The 20,787-nt window shown below is 37.3% G+C and carries 12 protein-coding genes; all 12 read left to right on the top strand.

Annotation, left to right across the window (positions count from 1 at the left end; all coding sequences use genetic code 11):
- Positions 1–14: 14 nt before the first annotated feature.
- The 12 genes from IRZ78_RS09320 to IRZ78_RS09265 all read left to right on the top strand — a co-directional run bounded on the left by IRZ78_RS09320 (position 15) and on the right by IRZ78_RS09265 (position 20,773).
- Positions 15–2,156 (top strand): bifunctional aldolase/short-chain dehydrogenase, encoded by a 2,142-nt coding sequence (locus tag IRZ78_RS09320; RefSeq protein WP_194616263.1) that lies wholly within the window; start codon positions 15–17, stop codon positions 2,154–2,156.
- A 195-nt stretch (positions 2,157–2,351) separates the two neighbouring features.
- Complete coding sequence (locus IRZ78_RS09315; RefSeq protein WP_194616262.1) at positions 2,352–3,626, top strand: TIM barrel protein; 1,275 nt, start codon at positions 2,352–2,354, stop codon at positions 3,624–3,626.
- 106 nt (positions 3,627–3,732) lie between these two features.
- Positions 3,733–5,094, top strand: a complete 1,362-nt coding sequence (locus IRZ78_RS09310; protein ID WP_194616261.1) for an FGGY-family carbohydrate kinase — start codon at positions 3,733–3,735, stop codon at positions 5,092–5,094.
- A gap of 438 nt (positions 5,095–5,532) precedes the next feature.
- Complete coding sequence (locus tag IRZ78_RS09305; protein ID WP_194616260.1) at positions 5,533–6,273, top strand: (Fe-S)-binding protein; 741 nt, start codon at positions 5,533–5,535, stop codon at positions 6,271–6,273.
- Positions 6,274–6,382: 109 nt separating this feature from the next.
- Positions 6,383–7,783, top strand: a complete 1,401-nt coding sequence (locus tag IRZ78_RS09300) for a lactate utilization protein B (protein ID WP_194616259.1) — start codon at positions 6,383–6,385, stop codon at positions 7,781–7,783.
- On the top strand, positions 7,776–8,363 hold the full coding sequence (locus IRZ78_RS09295; RefSeq protein WP_194616258.1) for an LUD domain-containing protein: 588 nt from the start codon (positions 7,776–7,778) through the stop codon (positions 8,361–8,363). The genes IRZ78_RS09300 and IRZ78_RS09295 overlap by 8 nt, the downstream gene beginning before the upstream one ends.
- Before the next feature lie 253 nt (positions 8,364–8,616).
- Positions 8,617–11,361: a substrate-binding domain-containing protein gene (locus IRZ78_RS09290; protein ID WP_194616257.1), complete on the top strand. Its 2,745-nt coding sequence runs from the start codon at positions 8,617–8,619 to the stop codon at positions 11,359–11,361.
- 224 nt (positions 11,362–11,585) lie between these two features.
- Positions 11,586–12,944 (top strand): sugar porter family MFS transporter, encoded by a 1,359-nt coding sequence (locus IRZ78_RS09285; protein ID WP_194616256.1) that lies wholly within the window; start codon positions 11,586–11,588, stop codon positions 12,942–12,944.
- Positions 12,907–14,514 carry a glycoside hydrolase family 32 protein gene (locus tag IRZ78_RS09280; protein ID WP_228520421.1) on the top strand — a complete coding sequence of 536 codons (1,608 nt, stop codon included), beginning with the start codon at positions 12,907–12,909 and terminating at the stop codon, positions 14,512–14,514. Before IRZ78_RS09285 ends, IRZ78_RS09280 begins: the two co-directional genes overlap by 38 nt.
- Positions 14,515–14,538: 24 nt before the next feature.
- A complete protein-coding gene (locus tag IRZ78_RS09275; protein WP_194616255.1) occupies positions 14,539–17,643 on the top strand; it encodes a TonB-dependent receptor in 3,105 nt (1,034 codons plus the stop codon).
- A 21-nt stretch (positions 17,644–17,664) separates the two neighbouring features.
- The gene (locus IRZ78_RS09270; RefSeq protein ID WP_194616254.1) at positions 17,665–19,356 is read left to right on the top strand and encodes a RagB/SusD family nutrient uptake outer membrane protein; all 1,692 of its coding nucleotides are present in this window, start codon (positions 17,665–17,667) and stop codon (positions 19,354–19,356) included.
- Positions 19,357–19,375: 19 nt separating this feature from the next.
- Positions 19,376–20,773 carry a DUF4960 domain-containing protein gene (locus tag IRZ78_RS09265; RefSeq protein WP_194616253.1) on the top strand — a complete coding sequence of 466 codons (1,398 nt, stop codon included), beginning with the start codon at positions 19,376–19,378 and terminating at the stop codon, positions 20,771–20,773.
- Positions 20,774–20,787: the final 14 nt, after the last annotated feature.

Below are 20,787 nucleotides of genomic sequence, written 5' to 3'. Positions count from 1 at the left end.
ATAACATAACAACAATGTCGAATATAAATATAAATAATATGACTTTTAAGCATGTAAGCTATCTTTGGGATGACGCTAAGGCAGCAGCATTGGCAGGAGATGAAGTAGCGCTTTTCATTTTTCGATCTAATTTATTAGGAGCCGATTTAAGACTGACAAACTATGGTGGAGGAAACACTTCGGTAAAAATTACCGATAAAGATCCGCTAACCGGAGAAACCTCTGAAGTAATGTGGATTAAAGGTTCTGGTGGAGACATTGGTACATTGACAAAATCGGGTTGTGCGGCACTTTATTTAGACCGACTTCGTAATCTTGAAAATGTGTACAGAGGCATTGAGTTTGAAGATGAAATGGTCGAATTATTCAACCACTGTATTTTTGATCTGGCTTCAAAAGCACCTTCTATCGATACGCCTCTACATGGATTTTTACCTTTCAAACATATTGACCACCTTCATCCTGACGCGGCAATTGCAATTGCTGCAGCCAAAGACGGAGCTAAAATTACCCAGGAATTATTTGGTGGCGAAATTGGCTGGGTAGGATGGCAGCGTCCCGGTTTTGACTTGGGGCTTCAACTGAGAAGCTGTCTGGAAGAGGCAGACAAAAAAGGAAAAAAACTGCGTGGTATCATGCTGGGTTCTCACGGTTTGTTTACCTGGGGCGATACTGCTTACGAAAGTTATGTAAACACACTCGAAGTAATCGAGAAATGTGCTGAATATTTAGAAAGTAACTACGGAAAAAAAAGCGCTGTTTTTGGAGGTAAAAAAATAGAGAGCCTTCCTGAGGCTGATCGTAAAAGAAAAGCAGCAAAAGTAGCACCAATTTTAAGAGGTTTCTGTTCATCAGAGCGTCAAATGATTGGGCATTATACAGATGATGCAAGAGTTTTGGAATTCATTAATTCTAATGATTTAGCAAAATTAGCGCCACTTGGAACTTCTTGCCCGGATCACTTTTTACGTACCAAAATCAGCCCTTTGGTTTTAACCTTAGAACCAAATGAAGATTTATCAGATGTTGAGGCCATCAAAGCAAAACTTATACCTGCTTTTGAAAGTTACCGAGCGATGTACAAAGAGTATTACAATGCTTGCAAAAAGTCGAATTCGCCTGCAATGCGTGACCCAAATCCGGTGGTGATTTTATATCCGGGAGTAGGTATGTTTACCTTTGCCAAAGATAAAACAATGGCTCGTTTGGCATCAGAATATTATATCAATGCAGTAAATGTAATGAAAGGCGCCGAAGCAGTTTCAGAATATACTTCGCTGCCACATCAGGAAGCTTTTGATATTGAATATTGGTTGCTTGAAGAAGCAAAACTACAACGTATGCCAAAGCCTAAAGCATTGTCAGGAAGAGTAGCTGTAATTACAGGTTCTGCCGGCGGAATTGGCAAAGCAATTGCCAAAAAATTTGCTCAGGAAGGCGCTTGTGTTGTAATCAACGATATCAACGTAGAACGTTTAGAACAAGCTACTGCTGAGTTTATTAAGTTGTTTGGTAAAGATGCCGTTTCAAGTACACTGCTAAATGTAACCGATGAAAAAAGTACAGAAAAAGCATTAGACGAAGCATCATTAGCTTTTGGAGGTGCAGATATTATAGTGAACAATGCAGGAATTAGTATTTCTAAATCTATTGCAGAGCACACCCTTGAAGAGTGGGACAGATTGTATGACATTTTGGTAAAAGGACAATTTATTGTTTCAAAAGCCGGAATCGAAGTAATGCGCAAACAGGGATTTGGCGGAGACATTGTAAACATTGTTTCTAAAAATGCAGTTGTTGCGGGTCCAAATAATCCGGGATATGGTTCGGCCAAAGCAGCACAGGCGCATTTAACACGACTCATGGCAGCTGAATTAGGCGCCGATAAAATTCGCGTAAATACGGTAAATCCTGATGCGGTAATTTCAGATTCTAATATTTGGTCTGGCGGTTGGGCAGAAGGCCGTGCAAAAGCATACGGTATTACGGTTGCCGAATTACCGGCGTATTATGCAAAACGTACCTTACTAAATGAAATTATATTGCCCGATGATATTGCAAACGCTTGTTTTGCTTTCGTTGGCGGTTTACTGGACAAATCAACAGGAAACGCCCTGAATGTAGACGGCGGAGTATCAATGGGCTTTTACAGATAGATTGTTTCAAGTTTTTAAGTTTGTTTAAAGCAAAAGTGGTTTTTTGTGGTCTAACGTTCGATATCATTCGGACGTTAGATTTTTTTAGACATAACTGCCTGCAAAAATGCGCAAATAGCATAAAAGAGTAAAGTTAAACCAGAGTTCAATTTATATAATTTATATATTGTAATCTCTATTAAAAGATAAAATAATATGTTAATCGGATCAAACAATATCGCATCTCACAACGAAGATTTATTAAAAAAACATCAAAATAAATTTGCTTTTACAGTATCAGAAATTGGTGATACAGAATCTATTATTCAAAAACTAATCGATTTTCAAATCGCAATTCCATCCTGGGCGTTAGGAACAGGAGGAACAAGATTCGGACGTTTTGCAGGAGGTGGGGAACCACGTTCTATCGAAGAAAAAATCGAAGATGTTGGCTTGCTTCATGCTTTAAACAATTCCTCAGGGGCGATTTCATTACATATTCCCTGGGATATTCCGCAGGATTATAAAGCCATAAAAAGTCTTGCTGCACAGCACAATTTAAGATTTGATGCCATGAACTCCAATACCTTTCAGGATCAGGCAGGTCAGGACAACTCGTATAAATTCGGATCATTACAAAACGTAAACAAAGCAGTTCGTAAACAAGCCATTGCTCATAATATCGAAGTAATTCAGCACGGAATCGAATTAGGATCAGAATCATTAACGATTTGGCTTGCCGATGGATCTTCATTTCCGGGACAATTAAACTTTAGAAAAGCCTACCAAAATACACTGGAAAGTTTAGAAGAGATCTACGATGCATTACCTTCAAACTGGAAATTGTTTTTAGAATATAAATGCGCCGAACCTAATTTTTATTCCACTACAGTGGCCGATTGGGGACAATCGTATTCGTACGTGAAAAAATTAGGAAACAAAGCACAAACTCTGGTCGATTTAGGACATCATTTACCCAATGCCAATATCGAGCAAATCGTTTCATTATTATTGATGGAAGAAAAACTCGGAGGATTCCACTTTAACGATTCAAAATACGGAGACGACGATTTAACCGCCGGAGCTTTAAAACCGTACCAATTATTCTTGATTTTTAATGAATTAGTAGAAGGAATGGATGCGCGCGGAATGAATCACGCCAAAGATTTAGGCTGGATGATCGATGCATCACATAATATCAAAGATCCATTAGAAGATCTATTACAATCAGTAGAAGCTATTATGATTGCTTATGCCCAGGCACTTTTGGTAGACAGAAAAGCCTTAGAAACCGCTCAGCAAGAAAATGATGTTGTAAAAGCACAGGAAATTCTTCAGGATGCTTTCCGTACAGATGTTCGCGCACTGGTTGCTGAGGCTCGTTTGCGCTCAGGAGCGGCACTGAATCCGGTGGAATTGTACAGAAGTCTTTCTGTTAGAAAAAATCTAATTGGAGAAAGAGGATTAAAAACGATGGCGACAGGACTATAAATTATGAATGATGAGTTTTGAGTTATAGTAATACTCTATTGCTGTTTTTTATAAAACAAAAAATTAACTCCTAACTCATAATTCAAAACTCATAACTTATAATTAAATGAATGTAGTTGCAATTTTTGACATTGGTAAAACAAACAAGAAAGTATTTTTATTTGATGAAAATTATAAAATTGTCTGGGAAAAATCAGTAAATCTTGACGAAACCCTTGACGAAGATGGTTTTCCCTGCGAAGATATCGAAGTCCTTAAAAACTGGATATTCGATCGATTGACAGAAATTAGAAACCTATCGGATTATGTTTTAAAAGCCATTAATTTTAGTACGTATGGCGCCAGTTTTGTTTACATTGATCAAAAAGGAAAAGTTTTAACTCCTCTCTATAATTACTTAAAACAGTATCCCGAGGAGCTAAAAAATGACTTTTATAATAAATATAAAGGAAAAGAAGCTTTTGCAGTAAAAACAGCTTCTCCCGTATTAGGAAGCCTGAATTCAGGAATGCAGATTTACAGGCTCAAAGAAGAAAAACCGGAATTATTTAATCAGGTAAAATACTGTTTGCATTTACCGCAGTATTTGAGTTTTCTTTTAACCAGTGAAGCTTACGCTGATATTACAAGTATTGGATGCCATACCAATCTTTGGAATTTTAAAAAGATGAAATATCATAAATGGCTTAAAAATGAAGGTATTTTAGATAAAATCCCACCGCTTCATTATGGAAAAGATATCATAAAAAAACAAGACGGACTCGCCATTGGTGTTGGACTTCACGACAGTTCATCAGCCATTATTCCCTATACCATAAACTTTACAGAACCTTTTGTTTTATTATCGACCGGAACCTGGAGTATTTCGCTAAATCCTTTCAATAATAAACAACTGACTTTTGAAGAATTGCAAAACGATTGTTTGTGTTATATGCAGTACACAGAAAAGCCTGTAAAAGCCGCCCGTCTGTTTTCAGGGAATGAACATGAAGTGCAGACAAAAAGACTGGCAGAACATTTTAAAGTACCTGTAGATACTTATAAAGAGGTTTATTTTGATAAAAAGATAGTGTCGAATTTGCGAGCGCTAAACTTTCAGATTATTTATCCAAAGAAGTATGATTTTGATATTCTAAAGGAATGTCCGTTTCAAAAGAGAGATCTTGATAATTTTAAAAGCTACGAAATCGCCTATCATCAATTGATGCTGGATTTGGTAGAGCAACAGTTTTTTTCGACTAATTTGGTCATTAACAATAGTCCGGTAAAGAAGATTTTTGTAGATGGAGGTTTTAGCAAAAATTCCATTTTCATGAATTTATTGGCCGAAGCTTATCCCGATATCGAAGTTTTTGCAGCTTCGATGGCGCAGGCGAGTGCCTTGGGCGCTGCATTGGCGATTCATCAAAACTGGAATCCAAAACCCATCCAGAATGATTTGATTGATTTGAAGTTTTACAAGCATTGATGTTTAATTAAAAATTTAGAATTAAAAATTAAAAATCGGCTTGATCTGCGAGAGAAAAATAGCCACAGATTGAAAGATTAGAATGATTTTTTTAATACAATGTTGTCATCCTTCGTTCCTCGGGATTGTAAAAAATGAGAGAAGCAAAAATCTGCCTAATCTGCAAGATCTGCGAGACAAAAAAACAGCAAGAGATTAAAGGATTTTTGTTTCACGCAGATTTACACAGATTTAATTTTAGATTATAATCTGTGTAGATCTGTTTAAATCTTTTAAAATCTGCGTGAAATAATATTATAAAAATAGATTACACATAAAACATAAATTTTGTGCGTAAAAAAGAAATACAATTTTTTACATTAGCACTTTGAGATTTATTTGGAGTGAAAAGTCCCTTCATATTGATAAACAAACTCAAAGCGTTTAAAAAGACAGCATATGAAAATCGGATTATTTATACCGTGTTATGTCGATCAGTTTTACCCAAAAGTAGGGATTGCAACTTATGAACTTTTGCAGAAATTGGGTTGCGAGGTTCATTTTCCAATGGGGCAAACCTGCTGCGGACAACCTATGGCCAATAGCGGATACCAATATTTAACCAAAGGCTGTGATGCTAATTTTATAGCCAATTTTGCCGGATTCGATTATATTGTTTGTCCTTCGGGAAGTTGTGTTTTGCATGTGAAAGAACATTTGCATGACCAGAAACAAGAAAAAGTAGCGGCAGAAATGCGAAAGAAAGTTTTTGAACTCACAGAATTTATTACCGATATTCTAAAAGTAGATTCCATCTATGGATATTTCCCGTACAGAGTAGGAATGCATGTAAGTTGTCACGGCCAACGCGGATTAAAGCTTTCGCAGATGACAGAACTTAATGCGCCATTTTTCTCTAAACCTGAAAAATTACTGCACAATATAAAGGGATTAGATTTGGTTTCTTTATCCAGAAAAGATGAATGTTGTGGTTTTGGAGGAACATTTTGTGTAACCGAAGAAGCTGTTTCTGTAAAGATGGGACAAGACCGAATAAAAGATCATGAAAACCATCGCGTAGATTATATTACCGGTGGAGATATGTCGTGTTTGATGCATTTAGAAGGAATTCTAAAAAGACAAAAAAGCCCGATCAAAACCATTCATATTGCCGAAATATTAAATTCGTTGGAAAACTAGGTGATTTTAAAATTAAACTTAATTTTCTTTTCACCATTAAGAGATTAAGTAAGTTAAGGCAAAGCTTTATGAACTTAATATCTTAATGGTAAAAAAACAAAAGAAAGAGATGTCATCAGAAAAAGTTATACCGCACAGTCAGGCCGCAACACGTTTTAACAAAGATGTAGAACGCGTCAACTGGCACGATGAAACACTTTGGTTTGTTCGTGAAAAAAGGGATAAATCGGCGCATCAAATCCCCGATTGGGAATTGCTTCGCGAAACCGCTTCACAAATCAAAAATAATGTGTTGTCAAACATTCACGATTATTTGATCGAATTTGAAGTCAATGCCCAGAAAAATGGTATAAAAGTGCATTGGGCAGCCGATGCCAAAGAGCATAACCAAATTGTGCATTCGATCATGGCAAAACATGAGGTAAAGCAAATGGTGAAGTCAAAATCGATGCTTACAGAAGAATGCCATTTGAATGATTATCTGGCCGAGAAAGGTATCGAGGTAATCGATTCAGATTTGGGAGAATATATTGTGCAGCTTCGTAAAGAACCGCCAAGTCATATTGTTTTGCCCGCCATTCACCTTAAAAAAGAAGATGTAAGTGAAACTTTTCATGAACATTTGGGCACGGAAAAAGGAAACATCGATCCTCAATATCTAACAGAATCGGCTCGTTTGAGTTTAAGAAATACATTCCTGACCCGAAAAGTCGCCTTAACGGGAGTCAACTTTGCTATTGCAGAAACGGGCGAATTTGTGGTGTGTACCAATGAAGGAAATGCCGATATGGGCGCACATCTGGCCGATGTTCATATTGCCTGCATGGGGTTTGAAAAACTCATTCCGCAACGCAAACATTTAGGCGTTTTCCTGAGATTATTAGCCAGAAGTGCAACAGGGCAACCCATCACGACGTTTTCAAGTCATTTTAAGAAACCAAGAGACGGCAAAGAAATTCATATTGTGATAGTCGATAACGGCCGAAGCACACAACTGGGAAGAGAAGATTTTAGAAATTCCCTAAAATGCATTCGTTGTGGCGCGTGTATGAATACATGTCCGGTTTACAGACGAAGTGGCGGACACAGTTATCATAACGCCGTTGCGGGGCCAATAGGCTCAATTCTGGCACCTAATCTGGACATGAGTAAAAATGCCGATTTACCATTCGCCAGCACACTTTGTGGTTCTTGTACCAATGTTTGTCCGGTAAAAATAGATATACACGACCAATTGTACAAATGGCGTCAGGTTTTGGTAAAAGAAGGACATACGCCAACAGCCAAAACTCTTGCAATGAAAACCATGGCAAGTGTTCTGGCAAATCCTACTATTTTTAATATTGCCGGAAAATCAGGTCGTTTTGTAATGAAAAACATTCCCGGTCTGGTCAATAATAAAATGAACAAATGGTACGATCAGCGTGAAATGCCAGAGGTCCCGCAAGAATCTTTTAGAGAATGGTATAAGAAAAATTCAAGAGAAGCAAAAGCAAAAGACAATGAGTAGTAAAGCAGATATTTTAAATAAAATAAAGCAAAACCAACCTGCTGTAATTACAGACTTGCCTGATCTTAATCTTCTAAGCTCAGAGAATGCAGATGTGCTAGCAACCTACAAAACAGTACTCAAAAATATAGGAGGAGATCCTGTAGAAGTTGCCGATTATGCTGAAATCATAGAATATATAAAATCAAATTATAATCTCGAAAAACGCCTGACCACGACAATTCCGGAACTTTCGGAAATTGCAGCTTTAGACTGGAGAAACGATGATCCCCATTCGCTTGCCGATGTCGAATTGAATGTGATTAAAGCTCATTTTGGCGTAGCTGAAAATAGTGCACTTTGGGTTACAGACGACTTGTTAGGACAACGTGTGTCACCTTTTATCGCACAATATCTGGCCATTATCGTTCATAAAAAAGATATTTTGGCCACTATGCATCAGGCGTATGAAAGAATTGGAAATCAGCAATACGGTTTCGGGACTTTTATCGCCGGACCATCCAAAACAGCTGATATCGAACAATCATTAGTATTAGGTGCCCACGGCGCAAGAGGATTGATTGTTTTTTTATTGGATTAAAGTATTTAAGAGAAGAAATTTTTTACAGTTTATAAAATACAAATTATAAGAGGATTCAATATCCTCTTTTTTTTGTTTACAGATAACTATAACATTTGTGTACATCAAATAAAAGTTTAATTTTACCTTATTATATATTGCCTTCCCACTTGTCAGTGAAAAATAATCCTTCCTAATTATTTTGACAGGTTGTAGGTCTAAGAAGGTATTTTTTTTTTGAAAACTCATTTTCATTTACATAAACTCATAATTCATGTATTCACTTGTAAAATATATTTTGCTGCTTTTTTTAGCATCATTAAGTTTAGTTTCCTGTACTCAAAAACAAGGAGATAAAATAAAGGTTGGATTCTCTCAGGCCATGACCACAGATGATTGGCGCAAACAAATGACCAGTTCAATGAAAATTGAAGCCTCATTGCGCCCTGAGGTTGATTTAAAAATTAGCGATGCCAATAATAATGTCGCCAGACAAATCGACGATATCGAAAGGTTCATCGCCAATAGAGTAGATGTAATTATAGTATCGCCTATTGAATCAAAACCTCTAACAGCCGTTGTCGAAAAATCGATAAAAGCCGGAATTCCCGTTCTTGTGGTAGACCGCAAAATCGATGGCGAAAACTACACCGCTTATCTGGGGGCAGATAATATCGAAATAGGCAGAATTGCAGCCAGATATATTATCTCGCACAGTAAAGCTTCGGGTAAAATTATCGAAATTACAGGCGCAAACGGATCGTCGCCTGCCTATGAACGTAGTCTGGGTTTTACTCAGATTATTCAGGGAAACAAACGCTTTAGAGTTGTCAGTACCATTCAGGGCAATTGGGAAAAAGAGTCCGTAACCGCACCATTAAAAACAATTCTTTTACAAAATCCTGATGTCGAATACATTTTCGCCCATAACGATCGTATGGCATTAAGCGCCTGGGAAACAGCTAAAACAGTAGGTCTTGAAAATAAAATAAAATTTTTGGGAGTCGACGGATTAAACTCTGTCAATGGCGGAATTGAACTGGTAAAAAGCGGCGTTTTAGACGGAACCATTTTATATCCTACGGGAGGAAACGAAGCGCTAAAACTGGCTTTGAAAATGTACAATAAAGAACCTATTTCTAAAAATAATATCCTCAATACCATTGTAATTGACCATAATAACGCTGAGATTATCGAGAACCAAATGGATAAAGTCGATCAGCAGCAAACCGTTATCGAGTCACAGCAAGGAGCTATAAAAGTACAGGAAAGAGAATATGCATCGCAAAACAATTTGGTGAGGCTGCTGAGTTTTTTCTTAGTGATTATTCTGAGTTTGACCATTTACAGTATTTATTCGACGATTTCTATTTCCAGAAAGAAAAAACAACTCGAACGTATTAATCAGACCGTGATCGATCAAAACAATGAAATTCAGCAAATGGCTAAGGTTGCCGAGAAAAGCAACGAGGCAAAACTGAATTTCTTTACCGGACTTTCCCATGAATTTAAAACGCCCATAACCCTTATTATGAGCTATGTGGAGTCTTTGATCGAAAATGAAAAAATAAAAGGAACAGCCCTTATTGACGAGGTAAAACTCATTCATAAAAACTCAAACAGATTACTCCGCTTGATAAATCAGTTGCTGGATTTTAGAAAAATAGAAGAGCAAAAATTTACTTTAAGAGCCTCAAATACTAAGTTTTATGATTTTACCAATGAAATAATGACCAATTTTAAAGGTGAAGCAGTTCGTAGAAACATCGATTTTCAGCTGATTTGTAAAAACAAGAATCTGGAATTGTTCATCGATAGGGGACTCATGGATAAGGTATATTTTAATTTGCTTTCCAATGCTTTTAAATTCACACCCGATAACGGAAAAATTACCATTTCGATTATCGAAAACCAGGACAATACCGTTAAGATTAGTTGCAAGGATTCCGGAATAGGAATTCCTGAAAATGAACTCTCTAACGTGTTTAGTCCTTTTTTTAAGGCCTCAAATAATAATAAAAACAGTTCAGGAATCGGACTTCATTTATCCAAAGAATTTGTGCTTTTGCATCACGGAACTATCGAACTAAAATCCAAGCAGGGAAGTGATTTTGTCATTACATTACTCAAAGGTAACAGCCATCTGCAGCCATCAGAAATTGTAAATAAGTCTGAAAATTTGAACATAACGCCAAATTTAATAACAGATAATTTAGATATAGAATCAGATGTAAACCAGGTGAACGTTATTTCTGATGCAGAGAAACATGCTATTTTAATTATAGAAGACAATAACGATTTGGTTACTTTTCTAAAAGCTAAGTTATCCAATGAATATACCGTTTATACTTCTGATGGAAGCGACGCTGTTGAAAAAGCAATGGAAATAGTGCCCGATATCATCATCTGCGATATCAATCTGGTTGATAAAGACGGTTATGAGATCAGTAAAGAACTGAAAAAGGATTTACGCTCTTCGCATATTCCAATTATTATCCTAACGGCGCAAAGCAATAAAGAAGCTGTTTTAAAAGGCTTGCAAAGCGGCGTAGATCAATATCTTACCAAACCCTTTAGCCTTTCGATTCTAAAACAATCTATCTCAGGGCTTCTTTTCAACAGAGAAAAACTCCGTTATTATTATACCAATAACATTTACCGCATCGAACCCGAATCAAAATTTGGCAATCAGGAACAAACCTTCATTACCAAAATGAATGATATCATTAAGATCAATGTGGAAAACCCTAAGTTCTCTGTCGAAGATTTGGCAGACAAACTAAGTGTTTCAAGAGTTCAGTTGTATCGAAAAGTAAAGGCTATTATCGGTATTAATATTAGTGATCATATCAATAATGTCAAATTAGAGAAAGCCGCAGAGCTTTTAAAATCAAATGAGATGAATATTTCTGAAATTGCATACTCTCTTGGATTCTCTTCTCCTAACTATTTTTCGACCGCTTTTAAGAATAAATTTGGAATTTCGCCAAAAGAATACAAATCCTCTAATTCTAATTAGTATAAAAACGTATCATTTGATGTATCATTTTTATATTAAATGTAACAAAATCGAAACTACATGGTTTTCGTAAATAAATTTTAATAAGCGTAAAGGCTTGTCAATAAAGGTTTTGATCTCAAAGTGTCAAACTATCAATAATTATAGAATTAAATTGTAACATCATTAAAAATAAGTTGTTTTTTTTGCGGATATCTTAGCAACAAGTTTTTAATACATCTACAATGAATAAGATATTGATTTGGTCTGTTACTGCTGCACTGGCAGGTTTTCTATTCGGTTTTGATACCGTAGTTATTTCTGGAGCTGATAAACAATTACAGCTTCTATGGCATTCATCTGATGCTTTTCACGGTTCTGTTGTTATGGCAATGGCGCTCTGGGGAACTGTTATTGGAGCCATTTTTGGAGGAATTCCAACCAATAAGATAGGACGTAAAAAAACACTCTTCTGGATCGGGATCCTGTATTTTATTTCAGCCATTGGTGCTGCTTTTGCAAACGATCCATTTGTTTTTGCAGCCTTCAGATTTATTGGTGGTTTAGGCGTTGGCGCCTCGACTATTGCAGCTCCGGCTTATGTGTCTGAAATTGCTCCGGCAGATAAACGCGGCCGACTAGTAGCCTTGTATCAGTTTAATATTGTACTGGGAATTCTAATTGCTTTTATATCGAATTACTTTTTAAAAGATATTGGCCAGAATGCCTGGCGTTGGATGGTAGGGGTTCAGGCTTTTCCCTCTCTTATCTATATTCTTTTCATACTTACAATCCCGGAGAGTCCAAGATGGTTATTGTCTAAAAACCGTGATGAAGAGGCCCGTAAAGTTTTGTTTCAAATTGATCCCACTGCTGATCTTAAAGACATCATGGATGATTCAAGAGAAAACGGAGTGACCAAACACGAGAATATTTTCATGAAAAAATACCGTTTCCCGTTGATTCTGGCTTTTTTAATTGCATTTTTTAATCAGTTCTCAGGAATCAACGCCTTTTTATATTATGCGCCAAGAATTTTTGAAGAAGCAGGTTTGGGACAAAATACAGCCTTACTGAGCAGTATCGGAATCGGAATAACCAATCTTATATTTACCCTGATCGGAGTGGCATTAATTGACAAATTAGGAAGAAAGTTGTTAATGTACATTGGTTCAGTTGGATATATTATTTCTTTGGGATTGGTTTCTGCTTCTTTTTATTACAATTGGGGAGGATTATCAGTACCTACTTTTCTTTTCTTATTTATTGCATCGCACGCCATTGGCCAGGGAGCTGTAATCTGGGTGTTTATCTCAGAGATTTTTCCCAATCATATTCGTGCCTCGGGACAAGCTTTTGGGAGTTCAGTGCACTGGGTTTTAGCAGCCATTATTCCATCTCTAATACCAATGTTGTTCTCAGAAATTGGACCAGAAGTAGTATTCTTAATTTTTGCATTAATGATGGTGCTGCAATTACTCTTTGTAACATTTATAATGCCGGAAACTAAAGGAATCTCTTTAGAAGTTTTAAGTGAAAATCTAACCAAAAAAAAAATCAAAAAACATGACATCAAAGAAACATCTGCCCCTGGCATTATATAGTGCCGTATTATTATCGATAGGAGCTTGCAGGCCATATGTGGCTGTTGCACAAACAACTGCCGTGTCAGCATCAATAGCTACAGAAGAAAAAATGTACCGTCCTAATTTTCACTTTACACCAAAAAATGGATGGATGAATGATCCTAACGGAATGTTCTATGCTGATGGAGTTTATCATTTATATTATCAGCATTATCCTGAAAAAAGTGTTTGGGGGCCAATGCACTGGGGGCACGCCGTAAGTAAAGATCTAATTAAATGGGAAGAGCAGCCAATTGCGCTTTATCCCGACAAAGACAAATATATTTTTTCGGGAAGTGCTGTTGTAGATACACATAATACTTCAGGTTTAGGAACTGGTAAAAAGGCTCCAATTGTTGCGATTTATACGCTGCATGATATGACAAAAGAAAAAGAAGGCAAGATCGATGTGGAGCAGCAGGATATTGCCTATTCGAACGACAATGGTTTTACTTGGCAGAAATTTGAACAAGGAAATCCTGTCATTAAAAACCCTGGAATTCGTGATTTTCGTGATCCAAAGGTAAACTGGGATCAAACCCATAAACAATGGATCATGTCCTTGGCGGCGCAAGACCGAACTCAGTTTTACAGCTCTAAGGACCTTAAAAACTGGAAATATTTATCTGAGTTTGGGAAAAATATTGGCGCTCACGGAGGTGTTTGGGAATGTCCGGATTTCTTCGAGATAAAAGTAAAAGGAACTAGTGAAACCAAATGGGTTTTGATTCAGAATTTGAATCCCGGCGGAGCCAATGGAGGATCCGGAACACAATATTTTATTGGCGATTTCGACGGAACAACCTTTACTCTTGAATCTAATTTTGCTAAAAAAATAGAGACAGAAAAAGCAGTCTGGCTGGATTACGGAAAAGACAATTATGCTGGCGTAACCTGGAATAATGTTCCTGCTGCAGACGGTCGACGATTATTTATTGGCTGGATGTCAAATTGGGACTATGCACAACAAGTTCCAACACAATCCTGGAGAAGTGCCACGACAATTGCCCGTGAGCTGCAGATCATCAAAAAAGGAAACGATTACATTTTGATTAATAATCCTGTAAAAGAAATCAATAAATATATTGGTAAAACAATCAAAGCAAAAAGTCTGAAAGGAAAAGGGAAATTAGCGGTGGTTGAAGCAGGAAAAATTGATTTAACAAAAGCAATGCTTCAGTTTAATATCAAGAATCTGAAACAGGATACCTACACTTTTACACTTTCAAATCCAAATGGAGAAGCGGTGAGTTTCGGGATCAATAATACAGAGCATTATTTGTTTTTGGATCGATCGAAATCAGGAAAAATTGATTTCTCGGAAAAGTTTGCCTCAACAATTACCAAAGCAGTTTTAGACGCAAGTCAAAAAGAAGGTGTTTTTAAAATTATTCTGGACAAAACATCTATTGAAATATTTTACAATAATGGCGAGAAAGTAATTACCGAAATCTTTTTCCCCAACCAGCCCTATACAACTCTTTCTGTTTCTTCAAACAGTGGGGTTGAGCTAAGCAACTTAGAAATTAACCAATTAAATATAAACTAACCTTAAAACCAAAAACCACTAACTATGAAAACCAAACTCATTTATTTTCTATTTTTCTTTTTTCCCATGCTGGTGATAACCGCGCAGGAAACAGGAATAAAAGGAACGGTAATTTCCTCAGACGACGCAATGCCACTTCCCGGAGCAACCGTTGTTATTTCCGGAACCAATTTAAGTACAGTAACAGATTTTGACGGGAATTTCTCTTTTCAAAATGTAGCTGACAATGCCAAGATTGTTGTTTCTTTTATCGGATACAGCCCGCAATCGATTGAAGTAAAAGGACAAAAAGCATTCAACATCACTTTAAAAGTAGATAACAATCAACTCAATGAAGTGGTTGTAACAGGATATTCAAAACAAAAGAAAACTGATATTACCGGTGCCGTTGCCGTTGTAAACATGAAGGAAGTCATGAAGCAACCCGAACCTAACCCAATAAAAGCGCTGCAAGGAAGAGTGGCCGGAGTTAAAGTATCCTCTGATGGTTCGCCAAGTGGAGGAAATACAAAAGTGATCATTCGAGGTGTAGGAACTTTAAACAATACAGATCCTCTGTATGTAATTGACGGGATGCCAACAAAATCCGGAATGCATGAACTGAATTCCAATGATATTGAAACAATTCAGGTTCTAAAAGATGCTTCTTCGGCAAGTATTTACGGTTCGCGAGCTTCAAATGGAGTTATTATCATCACGACCAAAAAAGGGAAAGAAGGAAAAATGAGAATTAATTTTAGCACTTATACTTCTTTGTCTGATTATTCAAGAAAGCTTGATGTACTCAATGCCAATCAGTTTGGGCAAGCTTTATGGCAGGCCAATATCAATGACGGATTAAACCCGAACAACAATAATTTACGTTATCAGTTTGACTGGTCAGTAAACAATAACAAGCCTCAATTGAACAAGGTTTTGGTTCCGGAATATTTAGATGCTGCTCAAACCCTGAAAGCTTCGAATACCGATTGGTACGATGCCATTTCACAAACCGGAATTGCAAATTCGTACGATTTATCAGTTTCTAATGCATCAGATAAAGGAAATTATGTTTTCTCTTTGGGATATTATGGCAATGAAGGTGTTGTAAAAACGACCGATTTTCAAAGAATTTCTGCCCGTATGAATGGTTCATACAAATATTTTGATGGCAAACTGGTTATTGGCGAAAACTTCTCGATGACCCGCACCAATGAGGTTACTGATCCGGGAGTTCTGGATCCTGCGCTTCGTGCTTTGCCTATAATTCCGGTACATACCGTTGACGGAAAAGGCTGGGGAGGACCAGTGGGAGGAATGAACGACAGACAAAATCCGGTGCGACTTTTAGAATATAACAAAGACAATAAATACAATTACCTGCGTCTTTTCGGAAATATGTATGCTGATTTGGAAATCATAAAAAACCTGCACATCAAGAGTAGTTTTGGTATCGATTACGGATCCTATAAAAAGCGTACGCTGCAAAGAAGTTACCAGTCGGGTTATTTGCAAAACGATCAGACATCGGTAACTATCGATCAGTCATTGAGCGACAAATGGACGTGGTCCAACACAGCAATTTATAGTTTGAATTTTGGAAAAAGTAATTTGAATCTGCTGGCAGGAACAGAGATGAACAAAGATGTTTATGATACGACAATTTTGCGTAAAAACGATTTCCTGATCCAAACGCCTGATTATATGTATCCTGACGCAGGAACCGGAGAATCCTTTACAAACGGAAGCTCAACAACGTATTCATTGTTATCTTTCTTCGGAAAAGTAGATTATGAGTTTGATAATCGTTACCTACTTTCGGGTACTATTCGTCGTGACGGATCGTCTCGTTTTGGTAAAAACAATCAATTTGGAACCTTTCCGGCAGTTTCGGCAGGATGGAGAATCAGCAATGAAGATTTCATCAAAAATAATGCACCTGTTTTCTCTGATTTAAAATTAAGGGCAGGCTGGGGACAAACCGGAAATCAGGAAATTGATAATTTCGCTATTTATTCCCTTTATAAAGCAGATTATGCAGGGGGAAGTCCAACCTGGGCCACATCTTTTGGTACTGCTTATGATATTACAGGAAACGGAAAAGGCTTGTTGCCCTCAGGCTTTAGAGCTACCCAAACTGCTAACAACGACTTAAAATGGGAAACCACGACCCAAACTAACATTGGTTTAGATTTCGGATTATTCAAACAAAAACTAAGTGGTTCTGTTGATTATTACATCAAGAAAACAGAAGATATTTTGGTTTCACCACCTTATTTAGCAGTTAAAGGAGAAGGAGGAGATCGTTGGGTAAACGGTGCTTCAATGGAAAATAAGGGATGGGAATTTACTTTAGGATACCACGATGAAACATCATTTGGATTAAAATATGATATCTCGGCAAATGTTTCGGCCAATAAAAACAAGATTACAAAATTACCAGATGAAGTAATAAATAATTATGGAGGAGATGGACTAAATGATAATATTTTAGGTCGCCCTATAAACTCTATGTACGGCTATGTTACTGACGGATTATTTAAAAGCCAGGACGAAGTAGTCAACTCGGCCAATCAAGAAGGGAAAGGCCTTGGAAGAATTCGTTACAAAGATTTAAACGCAGATGGAGTAATTACAGATAAAGACCGTACCTGGATAGGAAATCCAAACCCGGGTTTGATTTATGGATTTAATTTAGGATTAGGGTATAAAAACTGGGATTTCACCACTTTCTGGGAAGGAGCAAGTGATGTTGACGTGATTAATAATACCAAATACCAAACTGATTTCTGGAGCGTAGATGATGTAGGTTCGAACAAAGGAACACGTTTATTGAATGCATGGTCATTGGATAATCCAAATTCAACTATTCCGGCTTTAACAACAGTTGATAAAAATGGCGAATCAAGATTTTCAACTTATTATGTAGAAAACGGAAATTACCTTAAACTGCGCGTTTTACAAGTAGGATACAGCCTGCCAAAAGATTTATTGAAAAAAATGAATTTAGATAGCTTTAGATTGTACATCAGCGGTCAAAATTTATTGATCATTGACGCCAAAAGTTTTACTGGTGTAGATCCTGAAAATGCAGGATTTGGATATCCGCAGCCCACTACTTTTACCGCTGGTCTTAATTTTACTTTATAATAAAATCTTAAATCAAAAAAAATGAAAAAATTACTATATATAACAGGGTTTTTAGTGCTTGGAATGTTGGGTTCCTGCTCAGATTTTCTGGAAAATGATCCTCGTGGTGTACTTTCAGAAGAAGATATTGTGACACCGGAATCGGTAGAAGGATTTATGAATGCAGCTTATGCACAATTGGGGAATGACCATTATGATTCGCCATATAGTTTATGGCCTTTTGGAAACGTTCGCTCTGATGATGCTTACAAAGGCGGAAGCGGAACAAACGACATTCAGGATTTTCACTTCTTTGAAGTATCCAATAATATCAGACCTGATTTTGCCGAATTAGACAATTTCTGGTACATCAGTTATGTTGGGGTTTCCAGAGCCAATAAAGCCTTGAAGGCATTAGAGCAAATTTCAGAAGCAGATTATCCGCTCAAGAAAACACGTATGGCCGAAATGCGTTTCTTAAGAGGACATTTTTATTTTATGTTGAAAATTATGTTCAGAAGTGTTCCTTATATCACAGAAGATATTCCGGTTGAAAATTATAAAACCATCTCAAACAAAGTACTTTCAAACGAAGAACTTTGGAACAAAATTGCCGAAGATTTCCAGGCTGCAGCAAATGCCCTGCCGGAAACTCAGCCGCAAGTGGGTCGTGCAACTCAAAAAGCAGCTTATGCTTATTTAGCCAAAACCCGTTTGTATCAGGCCTATACACAAGACGAAACGTATAAAGTTACTGGAATCAATCAACAACATTTGCAGGAAGTAATTGCGGCGACAGATAAAGTAATTGGGAAAGCAAGTTTAGAGCCTGATTTTGCCAATAACTTTTTGCCGGGAACTTTTGAAAATGGGACAGAATCTATTTTCTCTATTCAGTTCTCAGATAATGACGGAACTTTATACGGACGATTAAATTTTTCAGATGTACTCTCTACGCCTCAGGGTTTAGGATGCTGCGATTTTCATAAACCAAGTCAGAATTTAGTAAATGCATTTAAAACAGGTGCTAATGGTTTGCCGGAATTTGATACTTATAACGATCAGGATTTTGATTATAAAAACAGAGATGCCAATACGGTTGATCCAAGATTGTATCATACTGTTGCCATGCCGGGTTTACCATATAAATACGATCCTGAATTTTTGTACGTAGAGGCTTGGGTGAGATCTCCGGGAACATACGGTTATTTTGCTTCATTAAAAGAAAACGTAGCGCCAAGCTGTAGTTGCGTTGTAAATATTGATCCGTTTTACGGAAACTCAAAAAACAGAATCCAGATTCGTTATGCCGATGTGATTTTGATGCGTGCCGAAGCCCTGATTGAACTGGGAAGACAATCAGAAGCTTTGCCATTAATCAATCAAATCAGAGAGCGTGCGGGGCAAAGTACAGGAAGACTTCCGTATGCAAAAAACTTTAAAATCAACACTTATGTAGACGGAAGCAATTGCAACTGGACGCAGGATTTTGCCCGTAAAGCATTACGCTTTGAGCGCCGTTTAGAACTGGCGATGGAAGGAAATCGCTTCTTTGATTTGGTTCGTTGGGGCGTTACAGATGAAGTAATGAATGCATTTTACAGCGAAGAAAAAACAAAACGTACCTATTATCAGGATGCCTTTTTTGATGCTCATAAAGAAGAGTATTGCCCAATTCCGTTAAAGCAAATTAATTTTAGTCAGGGATTGTACAAACAAAATTTAGGTTATTAATCTATTTTAAGAAATCAATATGAGAAAACTCATCAATACATACTGGGTCAAAGTGACTGCAGTATTGGCTATCGTTTTTGTATTTACAGCTTGCGAAAATAGTTTTGAGAGCGGAGGTTTTGATGTCAATTCGCCATCGAATGTTACTTCTTTTAAAATAAACGGAGTTGCAGGAACCATCGACCAGAAAACCGGAGCAATTACTATAACAATGCCTTACGGATCAGACATAACGGGGGTAAAACCAGAAATTGTTTTGGCAGAAGGAGCAAGCTCAAATCTGGATCTGACTGCACCAATAAACTTTGCAAATCCTGTAAAGTTCAGAGTGGTAAACGGTAATTTATACAAAGATTACACGGTGACAACGGTAGTTTCAAGTCCAATTAAGAGTTTTACTATTAATGGAGTTGCAGCAGCGATAAACGATGTAAGTAAAACCATTACAATGACCTTACCTGAAAATACAAACCTGAAAGCACTTCAGCCTGTAATTGAATTAACAGGGGGCGTTTCGATTTCGCCGGCCTCAGGAACTACGATTGATTTTACGAGTTCGGTAACCTTTGTAGTAACCTCAAAGGGTAAAAGCGTCAACTATACCGCCAATGTAGGACTTCCGGTAACAGGTTTGGTAGTAGCCTTTTTAGGAACGGCAGCAACAAGATCAGCAATCACTAATATGGATGAAGTTACAGCATCAAACTGGTTGTTTGATAATTTCCCGGACGCCAGATATATTTCATTTGAAAGTGTTTTAAACGGAGCTGATTTAAGTGATATTAATGTGATCTGGTGGCATTTTGATACGGCTGCAAATTTACCTGCTCTAGCGTATAATCCTGCGGTAACAACAGCGCTCAAAAATTTCAGAACTAGTGGAGGAAATTTACTTTTAACCTCTTTTGCATCACAATATGTGGACGCTTTAGGAATTGTTCCCTCAGGAAAAGGGCCTAATAATGTTTTTGGAGATTTTCCTCCAAACGGATTCGTTGATGCAAATTCATGGGGAATGTCTTTTGTAGGTCATGAGAACCATCCAATATTTCAGGGATTGACCACTTTTGAAGCCGGAAAAGCCAATTTGCTGCAAGGCGGAACTTTCAGGTTAAATCATACCGCATGGTGGTTTTTACCCGAATGGGGAGGTTACACAAACGGAGAAGGCTGGAGAAACCAAACCGGAGGAATCAACCTGGCCAGTGAAGCCTGGGATAATGCCCTTGACGGAAGAGTGACCATTGCAGAGTTTCCTAATACAGCAACAAATAAAAATGTAATTGTGATCTCGATGGGAGCTTACGATTGGTACAATGAAGCTAATAGTTCCGGAGTACCAAGTCAGTCTAATGAGTTTATGGGCAATATTAAGCTTTTGACACAAAACAGCATCAATTATCTGGCTGAAAAATAATCTATTTTCAATTC

The organism is Flavobacterium sp. CSZ, assembly GCF_015350725.1.
Classification (GTDB): domain Bacteria; phylum Bacteroidota; class Bacteroidia; order Flavobacteriales; family Flavobacteriaceae; genus Flavobacterium.
This window is presented reverse-complemented; position numbering and strand designations above follow the sequence as displayed.

Bases quoted from the DNA above. Each gene is read 5' to 3' on its own strand.
- IRZ78_RS09320 (WP_194616263.1), top strand. From the start codon at position 15: ATGTCGAATATAAATATAAATAATATGACTTTTAAGCATGTAAGCTAT.
- IRZ78_RS09315 (WP_194616262.1), top strand. From the start codon at position 2,352: ATGTTAATCGGATCAAACAATATCGCATCTCACAACGAAGATTTATTA.
- IRZ78_RS09310 (WP_194616261.1), top strand. From the start codon at position 3,733: ATGAATGTAGTTGCAATTTTTGACATTGGTAAAACAAACAAGAAAGTA.
- IRZ78_RS09305 (WP_194616260.1), top strand. From the start codon at position 5,533: ATGAAAATCGGATTATTTATACCGTGTTATGTCGATCAGTTTTACCCA.
- IRZ78_RS09300 (WP_194616259.1), top strand. From the start codon at position 6,383: ATGTCATCAGAAAAAGTTATACCGCACAGTCAGGCCGCAACACGTTTT.
- IRZ78_RS09295 (WP_194616258.1), top strand. From the start codon at position 7,776: ATGAGTAGTAAAGCAGATATTTTAAATAAAATAAAGCAAAACCAACCT.
- IRZ78_RS09290 (WP_194616257.1), top strand. From the start codon at position 8,617: ATGTATTCACTTGTAAAATATATTTTGCTGCTTTTTTTAGCATCATTA.
- IRZ78_RS09285 (WP_194616256.1), top strand. From the start codon at position 11,586: ATGAATAAGATATTGATTTGGTCTGTTACTGCTGCACTGGCAGGTTTT.
- IRZ78_RS09280 (WP_228520421.1), top strand. From the start codon at position 12,907: ATGACATCAAAGAAACATCTGCCCCTGGCATTATATAGTGCCGTATTA.
- IRZ78_RS09275 (WP_194616255.1), top strand. From the start codon at position 14,539: ATGAAAACCAAACTCATTTATTTTCTATTTTTCTTTTTTCCCATGCTG.
- IRZ78_RS09270 (WP_194616254.1), top strand. From the start codon at position 17,665: ATGAAAAAATTACTATATATAACAGGGTTTTTAGTGCTTGGAATGTTG.
- IRZ78_RS09265 (WP_194616253.1), top strand. From the start codon at position 19,376: ATGAGAAAACTCATCAATACATACTGGGTCAAAGTGACTGCAGTATTG.